A 12,858-nucleotide genomic window follows, 5' to 3' on the forward strand; every position below is an offset into this window, starting at 1 on the left:
GTAGACCAAAACCTATGTATATAAGTTTTGGGTCGCAAGATTCTAGACCCCAGGGGCAATAATGTCAAGTTTTTGCTATCAATAAGTGCTTGATCTTGGTATTAATTATTGATAGAAAATGGGCGCAATTTTAATAAGGAAAATCGGTAAATTTTAAATTTAAAACTGATGCATGAATATATCAATGCATGTGCTAGCTGTTTTGCTAAAAGCTATATTCATCCCCCACCGCAAGTAACAATGGGGGGGATTGTTTTTAGTGATGATCGATAAAAATAAATTTTAAAGCGAATAGTAAAGCAAAAATAATCACACATAGATTTAATTGCTTAAATTTACCCGTAAAGGTTTTTAATACCACATAAGAGATAAAACCAAGTGCGACACCTTCAGTAATGGCAAAGGCAAATGGCATCATAATTGCGGTAATAAAAGCAGGTGTTGCCTCTGTTAAGTCAGACCAGTTAACTTTCACTAAGCTTGAAACCATTAAAATTCCAACAAAGATAAGTGCGCCAGATGTTGCATAACTTGGTACTAAATGGGCAAGAGGCGATAAAAAAGTCACGATTAAGAATAATAGACCGACAACAACCGCTGTTAACCCTGTGCGCCCCCCCACTGAAATACCGGCTGAACTTTCGATATAGGTTAACACTGAGGATGTGCCAAATAATCCACCTAAAGAAGAGCTAAAGCTATCAATTAATAGCGCTTGGCGCATTTTAGGAAATCGACCTTTTTCGTCACTAATGCCAGCTTTATCGGTTAATGCTAAAATAGTGCCTGATGAGTCAAATAAGCTGACAATCATTACCGAAAAAATAACGCCCATAATACCGATATTAAGTGAGCCAGCTAGATCAACATGACCAACAACGCTGGTAACACTTGGTGGCATAGACACAATACCTTGGTAACTAATATTAGGATCAAGCCATAGCGCCAGTAATGTAACCACTAAAATCGAAACTAATACTGCTGCATGAAAGTTACGAGCCGCTAAAATAACAATGATGAAAAAGCCTAGTGATCCTAATAACACTTTCAGCGATAAGATATTACCCATCGTTAAGAGTGTGGAAGGAGAAGCAACCACAAGGCCCATATTTTGAAACCCCATAAAAGCAATAAATAATCCAATACCGGCACTAATCCCCACACGTAAACATTGTGGGATATGTTCGATTAACCAGTGACGGACTTTAAATAGAGATAGTGCAAAAAAGATTAATGAACCCCAAAATATGGCCCCCATACCCACTTGCCAAGAATAGCCCATCGCACCACATATTCCATAAGCGAAAAAGACATTAAGTCCCATAGCCGGTGCTAAGGCAATTGGTAAATTGGCAAATAGCCCCATTAAAATTGTCGCAAAGGCAGTAACCACACAAGTTAAAACAAAAACAGCAGAAGTATCCATTCCGGTTGCAGATAAGATAGATGGATTGACAAAAATGATATAAACCATTGTTAGAAAAGTGGTACAACCAGAGATAATCTCAGTGCCGATAGTTGTTTTTTTCTCTTTCAATTGAAATAGTTTTTCGCATATTGCATTCATAAGTTAAGGCCTAATTTAGATTGATAAGCAAGAATAAAAATTTATAAAGAGTGCTATCTATTTTTACCCATAGGTAAAAATAAAAAAGATGAAGAGCTATTGCCCTACATCTTCAAATAAACAGAAATTTTACAGCATTATTATTGCTAGTTATTTCTTTTGGTCAAGCGTTATTCTAGTTATTTCGCTACGCTATACTATAATGTGACAGAATCAACTTTGTTTAACGTTATTTTTACTTTAAGAATTCTATGGCTTTCTATTTCAGTGACTTCAAATAAGTAATCGCCAATTTGTAAGGTTTCACCAACATTGAGTAAATGCTGAGCTTTTTCCATTAATAGCCCTGCTAGGGTGTGATACTCGCGCTTATCATCAATGGCAATTGGCACAAAGCGCACCAACTCTTCAACAGGAATATAGCCATTTGCCATCCAGCTATTTTCATCGAGAGATTGAATATCATGTTTAGCATCAATTTCCTCTTCTTCAGTTGGAAAATCGCCAGCAATGGTTTCAATAATGTCTGTCACCGAAACAACCCCTTGCATTGAGCCAAATTCGTCCACCACAAAAGCAAAATGGGTTTTGGCTTTTTTAAATTGATCTAATGCAACTAGTAACGATACAGTCTCAGGGAAGATCAGGGGTTGTTTGATAAGTGAGTGAATATCAATAGGCTCTTTACTTTGTAGTATATCTTTTAATAGATCATTAACTTGGATGATTCCTAGTGGTTCATCAATTGAAACATTATCGGTAACAACTAAACGTGAATGTGGGTTTTCAAAAATCTCTTTTATAATAGCATCACGATCGTCATTAATATTGACCATATCAACGTCAAGTCGAGATGTCATAATACTGCTGACTGAACGTTGTGCCAGTCCAAGAACTCGTTCAACCATACTCAGTTCTTGATGATTAAATACCGGCGATTTTTTATTAGTATCTGATGCTACATCAATGGTGTGATTATCGGGATCTTCTTCTGCATCACCTTTTAATAGATGTAAAATTGCTTCGGCTGTGCGTTCTCGTAATGGTTTTTTATTTAATGCTTTACGACGGTTAAAAATAGCTAATTGATTGAAAAACTCAATCATGATTGAAAAGCCAATAGCCGCATATAAATAGCCTTTCGGAATCATAAAATCAAATCCTTCGGCAACCAGACTAAAACCGATCATCAATAAAAAACTCAAACAGAGGATAACAATAGTTGGATGAGCGTTAACAAAATTAGCCAGTGGTTTACTCGCAACCATCATAATACCGATAGCAATACATACCGCAATAATCATCACAGGAATATGTTCAACCATTCCCACCGCCGTAATGACTGAATCGAGCGAGAACACCGCATCAAGTACGACTATTTGAGCAACAACAGTCCAAAAGTGAGAGGTTTTTTTAGGTTTGCCATCTTCGTTTGTAGCGCCTTCAAGGCGTTCATTAAGCTCCATGGTAGCTTTGAATAGCAAAAATATACCCCCAATTAACATAATCAGTTGGCGCGCATTAAAGCTGATTTCCGATATTGAAAATAGCGGTGTGGTGAGGGTGACTAACCAACCTGTAAACATTAATAGCAATATTCGTGTAATTAATGCAAAGGCCAAGCCTGTTATGCGTGCTTTGTCACGTTGTTGGGGAGGTAGTTTCTCGGCAAGAATGGCAATAAAAACAATGTTATCAATACCAAGGACGATTTCAAGTACAACCAGAGTGGATAAGCCAATCCAAATTGTAGGATCCATGATCCATTCCATATGTCAGGTGATTACCTCTTATAAATACAGCACATGCTGCGTTGTAATTCTGTCTGTAATTGAGCAAATAATCAATAAAATATTTATAAAAATTGTGGGTGTTGTCAAAAACTTTCAGAAAAGTATATGTTTGAATATAAAGTTAGCTTTGCCAAAATGTTGGCGTAAATAAAACCAGCAAAGTAAATATTTCTAAGCGCCCAAATAGCATATCGACCACCATAACCCATTTTACTACATCACTAACACTCGCAAAATTATCGCTTACACTACCAAGACCAACCCCTAAATTATTCAGTGATGAGGCTACAATGTAAAAAGAATCAGTCGCATCAATACCGGTTGCCATAATAACAAATAAGCTGACTAAAAAAACTAACGCATAGGCCGAAAAGAATCCCCAAACGGCCTCGATAATGCGCTCAGGAACCACACGATTGTTTAATTTTAAGGTATAAATAGCATTTGGATGAATTAACCGCTTTAATTCACGCGAGCCTTGCATAAACAAAAGCAGGACTCGAACCACTTTTAAACCACCACCAGTGGACCCCGCACAACCACCAATAAATGAAGCACACAGTAAAAAAATGGGTAATGATGAAGGCCATGTGTTAATATCATCAACGGTAAAACCAACCGTTGCTGTTATCGATACAACTTGCAGTACTATTTTATCGATACTTAATTTTCTTTCTGGTTGATAAACATAAATGCCAAATGCACAAATTGCAATTAAAGCAGCCAAAATAAAAACGAACGTTCTAAATTCTTGATCTCGCCAGTAAACCTTAATTGAAAATCCGCTTAATGCGGCAAAATGTAGTGCAAAATTACAACCCGATAAAATTAAAAAGAGGGTGACAATGTAATTGATTGTAGCGCTATTAAAATAAGCAAGGTTATCATCGTGAGTTGAAAATCCCCCCATTGATATCGTTGAAAAGCTATGTGATACAGCATCAAATACATTCATACCAGCCACCCATAGGCAAATGGCACAAAGTGTTGTTAGCAAAATATAAATTGACCAAAGCGTTTTTGCAGTTTCGGCAATGCGAGGACGCATTTTACTATCTTTTTGTGGACCAGGGATTTCCGCACGATAAAGCTGCATACCCCCTACCCCCAATAATGGTAAGATGGCAACAGCCAAAACAATAATCCCCATACCACCCAGCCATTGCAGTAATTGACGGTAAAAAAGTAAAGCTTTAGGAAGGTGATCTAACTTAACAATTGTTGTCGCGCCCGTTGTGGTTAAGCTTGAGAATGATTCAAAAAAGGCATTGGTTAAATTTAAATTAATATGTGTATCAAAAATAAAAGGAAAGGCTCCGATTGTACCAAGCACAACCCAAAATAGTACGACAATAAAAAAGCCTTCACGCGTGCTCAGTTCATGACGATGGTGGCGATTAGGTAGCCATAATAAGCAGCCTAATAACAATGCTGCAAAAAATGATCGAACAAAGATTGCGCCTGCACCATCACGATAGATTAAGGCAATCAGCGCCGGTAGTAGCATAAATATTGATAACAGGGAAATTAATAGCCCAATAATGCGCAGAATCGATCGCCAATGCATCATAATGATAGTCTCTATTTAAAACCACGAGCTGATTTAATAAGATCATAAGCAGCTTGAATCTCTTGCGCGCGTTTTTTGGCTGCCTCTAGCATTTCTTTCGGTAAACCTTTAGATACTAATTTGTCTGGATGGTGTTCGTTCATCAACTTACGATAAGCCCTTTTGATTTCTGAGATTTCCGCAGAGGAGTCAATACCCAAAATTTTGTAAGCATTTTGCAGATCGGTCTGTGTTGATCGCCCTTGATAACCACCATAATGATTACCATGTTGATATTGTCCTCGCTGATTTTGTTGGTTGTGATAACCATTTTGGCGAAAATGGTAACTACCCATCATCATTTGAACATATATTGCCATTTGTTGACGTGGAATATTAAATTCTTCAGCCACAATAAAAAGAATTTGTTGCTCTTTTTCATCTAAAATGCCATCAACTAATGCTGCTTGGATCAGTTGTTCACAAAAAATATTTAACACATTGCGTCGATAACGATATTGTGCATATAACTCCGCCAAACGAGATCGGAGTGGGTAGTCACTTGCTTTGCCTCGATTAAATGAGTCTTGTGCTAGTTTTCGACTATTTCGATCCAGTTGTAATCTGTCCATAAATTGGCTAGCAAGATTGATGTCATCTTGAGTGACAACACCTTTTGCTTTACTTAAATGACCAAGGACTTCAAAAACAACCGTTAAGTAAAGTTCTGGATTTGCTTTAGTTTTTTGTTCTGTCAATTTATTGCAAAATGCTTGATAAAGCATTGGACCAATAAATAGCCCAAGGATAAACCCCCATCCTGTTTTTAATACAATACTTAATACAAAGCCCGTAATTATTGCCCAGATAAAAGACATATTATTCATTCACCTCAATTTTATCTATCTTCTGTAAACCTCGTGGTAATGTTGCACCTTTGCGTGCTCGCTCTGCTCTAAATTTTTGTAAATCAGCAGGTTTGAGTGTCAGTTTGCGTTTTCCTGCGTACAAAGTCACTGATGCTTCTGAGTTAATTAATATCATATAAGAAAGACTATCATCAGCACCAGAGAGCGACACAATTTTATTTCCTTTACCTTTGGCAAGTTGTGGTAAATCTTTTACCGGAAAAATGAGCATTCGACCCACTTGGGTAATTGCTAGAAGTAAACTCTCTTCCGATAGGATTTCCAAAGGAACAAGTATTTTTGCATTATTTGGCAAATTAATAATCGCCTTACCATTACGGTTGCGAGCAATTAAATCACTGAATTGACAAATAAAACCATAACCTGCACTGGATGCAAGTAGGAATTTTTGATTCTCATTTTGATTCATCAGCACATGTTCAACCGTTGCCCCAGCAGGAAGAGCCAATTTACCGGTTAATGGTTCACCTTGGCTTCGAGCAGATGGTAATGTATTTGGCTCTATTGCGTAACTACGGCCGGTTGAATCAATAAAAATAACGGGTTGGTTACTTTTACCTTTAGCTGCAACTTTAAAACTATCGCCCGCTTTATAACTTAAACCAACTGGATCAATATCATGACCTTTTGCCGTTCTTACCCAACCCATTTCCGATAAAATCACAGTCACAGGTTCAGATGGCGTTAATGCTTGTTCACTAATTGCTTTTGCTTCACTGCGCTCAACAATCGGAGAGCGGCGCTTATCGCCATATTTTTCAGCATCTTCTTGTAACTCTTTTTTAATTAAATTACTGAGTTTTTTCGGTGAAGATAATAAGGCTTGTAAGTGATCGCGCTCTTTTGCCAGATCACGTTGTTCACCTTTAATACGCACTTCTTCAAGTTTGGCTAAATGACGCAGTTTTAATTCTAAAATTGCTTCGGCTTGAATATCGGTTAATGCAAAACGGCTGATTAACTCCTGCTTTGGTTCATCTTCGTTACGAATAATTTCGATCACTTCATCAATATTTAAAAATGCAATTAATAAACCATCAAGGATATGTAGCCTTTTTAAAATTTTATCTAAACGATAATTTAGGCGACGAGTGACCGTATTTTTGCGATACGCTAGCCATTCAGTAAGAATTTCAACCAAACCTTTGACTGATGGGCGATTATCAAGCCCAATCATATTCATATTAACGCGGTAACTTTTTTCAAGATCGGTTGTTGCAAATAAATGATTCATTACTTGCTCTAAATCGACTCGATTTGAACGTGGCACAATCACCAAACGAGTTGGATTTTCATGATCCGACTCATCGCGTAAATCTTCAATCAACGGCAGTTTTTTAGCGCGCATCTGAGAGGCAATTTGCTCTAAAATTTTAGCGCCCGACACTTGATGAGGGAGATCAGTAATTACAATATCTCCATCTTCTTTTTTCCAAACTGCACGCATACGGATTGAGCCACGCCCAGTTTTATAAATTTTCGCAATGTCTTCTGCCGGCGTAATAATCTCAGCTTCCGTTGGGAAATCAGGCCCTTGTATGTGAGCCATTACTTCGCTTAAAGTTGCATTTGGGTTATCAGCCAACATCATTGCCGCATTCGCCACTTCACGAATATTATGTGGAGGAATATCAGTTGCCATACCAACTGCAATCCCCGTTGTGCCATTTAATAAAATATTTGGCAATCTGGCTGGCAGCATTTTAGGCTCTTGCAGTGTACCATCAAAGTTAGGCGTATAATCAACCGTTCCTTGCCCTAATTCAGCTAATAATAATTCAGCATATTTTGATAAGCGTGATTCGGTATAACGCATGGCGGCAAATGATTTAGGATCATCTTGCGCCCCCCAGTTACCTTGTCCATCAACTAATGGATAACGATATGAAAATGGTTGTGCCATCAGTACCATCGCTTCATAGCAAGCACTATCACCATGAGGATGATATTTACCAAGCACATCCCCTACGGTACGTGCTGATTTTTTAAATTTTGCTTGTGCATTTAAACCTAGTTCTGACATGGCATAGACAATACGTCGTTGCACGGGCTTAAGACCGTCACCAATAAACGGTAGCGCACGATCCATAATGACATACATTGAGTAGTTTAAATAGGCGCTTTCGGTAAAGGTACGTAGCGACTGGACTTCTACTCCGTCATGAGTTATCTCACTCATTATTGTTCCTCTAAATCATTCTGTTTATTAGACATCAAGTTCAACTTGATCGCCTTTTTCCTGTAGCCATTCACGGCGATCTTCTGAGCGTTTTTTCGCAAGTAGCATATCCATTAATGCCATTGTTTGCTCAGTATCATCAAGCGATAGTTGCACTAAACGACGCGTATTAGGATCCATCGTTGTTTCGCGTAGTTGCAGCGGGTTCATTTCCCCTAGACCTTTAAAACGCTGTACATTTGGTTTGCCTTTTTTACGCTTCAGTTGCTCTAAAATACCTTCTTTTTCTTCTTCATCGAGAGCGTAATGGATCTCTTTGCCTAAATCGATACGATAAAGAGGAGGCATTGCAACAAACACATGCCCATGCTCAACCATCGCGCGGAAATGACGAACAAATAACGCACAAAGTAAAGTAGCTATATGTAATCCATCCGAGTCAGCATCGGCTAAAATACAAATTTTTCCATAACGTAATTGGCTCAAATCATCGCTATCGGGATCAATGCCAATTGCCACTGAAATATCATGAATTTCTTGTGATCCTAATACTTCGTCAGATGACACTTCCCAAGTATTTAGAATTTTACCTTTAAGCGGCATTATTGCTTGGAATTCACGGTCTCGAGCTTGTTTGGCTGAGCCACCGGCAGAATCCCCTTCCACTAAAAAAAGTTCAGTACGACTTAAGTCTTGCGATGAACAATCGGCCAACTTACCCGGTAACGCAGGGCCACTAGTTAATTTTTTACGGATAACTTTTTTTGACGCTTTTAAGCGCTTTTGCGCGCTAGAAATCACCATTTCGGCTAGTAGTTCAGCTATTTGTACATGTTGATTTAACCAAAGACTAAACGCATCTTTCACAATAGCTGAAACAAATGCCGCACTTTGACGCGATGATAAGCGCTCTTTGGTTTGACCTGCAAATTGAGGTTCTTGCATTTTGACTGAAATAACATAGGCACAACGTTCCCAAATATCATCAGCCGTTAGTTTTAAGCCACGCGGTAACAAATTGCGAAACTCACAAAACTCACGTATCGCCTCTAACAATCCTTGACGTAAGCCATTAACATGCGTACCACCTTGTACCGTTGGGATTAAGTTAACGTAACTTTCGGTTAATAACTCGCCGCCTTCAGGCATCCAAAGTAGAGCCCATTCTACAGCTTCAGTTTCACCAACATGGCTACCAGTAAAAGGGGTTTCCGGTAATAGTGAGTAACCACTGACAGACTCCATTAAATAGTCTTTTAGACCATCTTGATAACACCAGATTTGTTCGGTTTTGTTAATTTTATCTTTAAAAATAATTTCAAGACCTGGGCAAAGCACCGCTTTGGCTTTAAGAAGATGAGCCAAACGTGGAACAGAAAATCTGGGCGAATCAAAATATTTTTCGTCTGGCCAAAAATGCACTTTGGTACCTGTATTACGGCGCCCACATGTACCTATAACATGCAGATCCTCAACCTTATTGCCGTTTTCAAAAGCTATTTCATACACTTGACCATCACGATGAACGGTCACTTCAACGCGTTTTGATAACGCATTAACCACCGAAATACCCACCCCATGCAATCCACCGGAAAATTGGTAATTCTTGTTGGAAAATTTACCACCAGCATGTAAACGGCAAAGTAATAGCTCAATTGCTGGCACACCTTCTTCTGGGTGAATATCAACAGGCATTCCTCGCCCATTATCAATGACTTCTAATGAATTATCTTCATAAAGTGTGACCTTGATTTGACGAGCATAACCAGCGATGGCTTCGTCGACACTGTTATCAATGACTTCCTGCCCTAAATGGTTTGGGCGACTTGTGTCAGTGTACATTCCGGGGCGATGACGAACAGGATCAAGCCCTTTTAATACTTCAATATCAACGGCATTATAAGTGGATTGCGACATAATGTTTCTATTTATTCGAATAAATGACGGCTATTATACCAACCTTTGAATAATAAGACCAAGGTCAATGATAAAGGAACTTCATCAAGTAGTGATATCAGCCATTAACTAGGTAAGTTAAATAATACGATTTTTTAAGGGGTAATTCCTACAGTGAGATTATTTTATGGCACCTTATAAAGTAGAACTTTACCAAATCTTAATCAAAAACTCAGTTTTCATTTAAATTGCTAGTGACTTGTTAACCAACGATTGAAATAGTACCTTATTTTTTTCAAGATATGATATCCAAAATATTTGTAATGTGGTTGATAACAATATGAGCATTGTCTATTGCTAATCTAGCTACTTAATCATCGCTCCATTGAATTTTAATTAATTTAATGACAGTTTTCGTTTTTAGTTTGTTTATTCATCTTTTAGTATTATTATCAACATAATTTCATATCAACATTAGGGAATGATGTGAGTAAATTAAAGAATAAAACAAGCAAATGCGATTTTTTACAAAAACCGATAACAATTGATGATGTAGCTGCCCTGACTAATAATATACAATTACCTTTTTCCTACGTTGAACCAAGTACTAATGCTAATAATACAATTTCAAATCCCACCGATGAAGAAAAAATTGTTTATAGTGCCTGTTTAGTTAACTGTGGTAGCCGCTGTCCTTTAAAAGTTCATGTTAAAAACGATGTTATTACTAAAATAGCACCAGAAGATGGGGTAAATGATGCCGTTTTTGGTTTGCACCAAATCCGTCCTTGTCTTCGCGGTCGCGCTGTTCGTTGGCGAACTTATGATCCGGATCGTTTAAAATATCCTATGATACGCATTGGTCAACGTGGTGAAGGTAAATTTAAACGTATTTCGTGGAGTGAGGCGATTAATTTACTGGCAGATAAATTGAAATATACTATTAATCGGTATGGCAACGAGGCGATTTATTACCAATATGGTTCAGGAACAACCGGTGCTAATCTTTCAGGGCGTAATGCGTGCCAACGTTTTTTAAGTACAATTGGAGGTTTTTTAAATTATCATGGTGATTATTCAAGTGGACAGATTTCGGCTATTCGACCTTATATTTTTGGTAATGCTAAGGAATCTTTACTTGATCAAATAAAGCATTCCGATTTAGTTGTGATGTTTGGGCATAATATTGCCGAAACCCGAATGTCAGGTGGAGGGCAAGTTACAGAGCTTTTTCAGGCATTAGAACAGAGCAAGGCACGGGTGATTATTATTGATCCGCGTCGTAGCGAAAGCGTGGTGGCATATAATGCTGAGTGGATCCCAATTGTTCCCGGTACCGATGCTGCATTAGTCGCCGCAATTGGCTATACATTACTTGAGCAAGATCGCATTGATGAAAACATGCTTAATCAATATTGTATCGGTTGGAGTGCCGATTCCTTGCCTGATAGTGCACCACCTTATAGTGATTATAAATCTTACCTTTTAGGCTTAGGCTATGATAGAACACCTAAAACCCCAGAATGGGCAGCTAAAAAAACCGGTATTGCCGCTGCACAAATTCGCTCATTGGCGATGGATATTATTAATGCTAAAGCTGCTTGGATTTCGCAAGGTTATGGTGTACAGCGTTGGCAAAATGGTGAACATACCGCTCGCGCTATTATGATTTTACCCATTATAACCGGTCAATTTGGTAAGCCAGGTACCAATATAGGAACGTGGGGTGGCAGTGTTGTTTATCCAATACCTAGCTTTAAACTTCCCAATCCGATAAAAACGAGTATTCCTTTCTTTTTGTGGACAAAAGCAATTGTAGATGGTCCAAGTATGACCGCCCAAAATGCTTATCTTAAAGGTAAAGATAAGTTGGATGTTGGTATCAAATTTATCTGGAATTATGCCGGTAATGTAATGGGAAATCAGCATTCAGACCTCAATTGTACCCATCAGATTTTACAAGATGAGTCTAAATGTGAATTTATTCTTGTTTGGGATACGCATATGACCGCATCAGCCAAATATGCCGATTTACTGTTACCCGACGTTTCATCAGTTGAAAATACTGATTTGATTAATAATTCTTATTCATCTGGCGCGTATAGCTACCTTATCCGCATGCAACGAGCAATTAAACCACTTTGGGAAAACCGAGCAGCGTATGATGTGTTAACCGAACTTTCCGAGAAAATGGGCGTAAAAGATAAATTTACCGAAGGTCGTAGTCAAGATGAATGGATAGCGTATTGTTATGAGCAGTTGCGAAAACATGAACCGCATTTACCCCCTTTTGCCAATACTGACGGTATGGGGGTAATCGATCGTAAACTTGCTGATAGTGATACACAAATTGGATTGAAAGCCTTTAGAGATGATCCAATTAAAAACCCATTAAATACACCATCGGGGAAAATTGAGATCTATTCTGAAGCGCTAGCTAACATAGCCAATGAATGGGAACTTGATCCAGAAGATATACTCTACCCCATTCCGGCGTATTTACCGGCGATTGAAGGCAGTGAAGATAAACCCAAACGCACAAAATACCCACTACAACTGATTGGTTTCCATACCAAAGGGCAATGCCATTCCACTTACAGTAATTTACCGCAATTGCGCGAAGCTGTCGCTAACAGTATTTGGATTAATCCATTTGATGCCGAGCAAAGACAAATAAAACATGGTCAGTTAGTTGAGGTTTATAACGACCGAGGTCGGCTGTATATTCCCGCTAAACTCACACCAAGGATATTACCGGGTGTGATTGCCATTCCGCAAGGGATGTGGGCAAAAACCAATGCGGCAGGGATTGATATTGGCGGTTGTATTAATCGTTTAACATCATTGCGCCCAACGGTGCTTGCAAAATCGAATCCACAGCATACCAATCTGGTTGAAGTTAAACCATTATCGGTGGTGGATTGAGCTTTATAAATTAAAGAGCG

At 38.5% G+C, this 12,858-nt stretch carries 7 protein-coding genes; 1 reads left to right on the plus strand and 6 read right to left on the minus strand.

The window, feature by feature from the left end:
- Window positions 1-256 precede the first annotated feature (256 nt).
- The 6 genes from GQ593_RS07465 to parE form a co-directional block, all read right to left on the minus strand.
- Window positions 257-1,567 (minus strand): NCS2 family permease, encoded by a 1,311-nt coding sequence (locus GQ593_RS07465; RefSeq protein ID WP_085247535.1) that lies wholly within the window; start codon window positions 1,565-1,567, stop codon window positions 257-259.
- Between the two features lie 197 nt (window positions 1,568-1,764).
- Window positions 1,765-3,339 (minus strand): TerC family protein, encoded by a 1,575-nt coding sequence (locus GQ593_RS07470; RefSeq protein WP_160431472.1) that lies wholly within the window; start codon window positions 3,337-3,339, stop codon window positions 1,765-1,767.
- A 142-nt stretch (window positions 3,340-3,481) separates the two neighbouring features.
- Window positions 3,482-4,927, minus strand: coding sequence for a TrkH family potassium uptake protein (locus tag GQ593_RS07475; protein ID WP_160431498.1), 1,446 nt, complete (start codon window positions 4,925-4,927; stop codon window positions 3,482-3,484).
- A gap of 14 nt (window positions 4,928-4,941) precedes the next feature.
- Window positions 4,942-5,787, minus strand: a complete 846-nt coding sequence (gene djlA / locus GQ593_RS07480) for a co-chaperone DjlA (protein ID WP_160431473.1) — start codon at window positions 5,785-5,787, stop codon at window positions 4,942-4,944.
- A 1-nt stretch (window position 5,788) separates the two neighbouring features.
- The gene (parC, locus tag GQ593_RS07485; RefSeq protein ID WP_160431474.1) at window positions 5,789-8,017 is read right to left on the minus strand and encodes a DNA topoisomerase IV subunit A; all 2,229 of its coding nucleotides are present in this window, start codon (window positions 8,015-8,017) and stop codon (window positions 5,789-5,791) included.
- 27 nt (window positions 8,018-8,044) lie between these two features.
- A complete protein-coding gene (gene parE, locus GQ593_RS07490) occupies window positions 8,045-9,934 on the minus strand; it encodes a DNA topoisomerase IV subunit B (protein WP_160431475.1) in 1,890 nt (629 codons plus the stop codon).
- Between the two features lie 465 nt (window positions 9,935-10,399).
- Here parE and GQ593_RS07495 point away from each other — a divergent pair, with 465 nt between their 5' ends.
- Entirely contained in the window at window positions 10,400-12,838 is a 2,439-nt protein-coding gene (locus GQ593_RS07495) for a DMSO/selenate family reductase complex A subunit (RefSeq protein ID WP_160431476.1), read from the plus strand.
- Window positions 12,839-12,858: the final 20 nt, after the last annotated feature.

Source organism: Gilliamella sp. Pas-s25 (assembly GCF_009795885.1).
Taxonomy (GTDB): domain Bacteria; phylum Pseudomonadota; class Gammaproteobacteria; order Enterobacterales; family Orbaceae; genus Gilliamella.

Excerpts from the sequence above, each read along its gene's own strand:
- djlA (WP_160431473.1), bottom strand. The coding sequence starts at position 5,787 with ATGTCTTTTATCTGGGCAATAATTACGGGCTTTGTATTAAGTATTGTA.
- GQ593_RS07465 (WP_085247535.1), bottom strand. The coding sequence starts at position 1,567 with ATGAATGCAATATGCGAAAAACTATTTCAATTGAAAGAGAAAAAAACA.
- parE (WP_160431475.1), bottom strand. The coding sequence starts at position 9,934 with ATGTCGCAATCCACTTATAATGCCGTTGATATTGAAGTATTAAAAGGG.
- GQ593_RS07475 (WP_160431498.1), bottom strand. The coding sequence starts at position 4,927 with ATGCATTGGCGATCGATTCTGCGCATTATTGGGCTATTAATTTCCCTG.
- parC (WP_160431474.1), bottom strand. The coding sequence starts at position 8,017 with ATGAGTGAGATAACTCATGACGGAGTAGAAGTCCAGTCGCTACGTACC.
- GQ593_RS07470 (WP_160431472.1), bottom strand. The coding sequence starts at position 3,339 with ATGGAATGGATCATGGATCCTACAATTTGGATTGGCTTATCCACTCTG.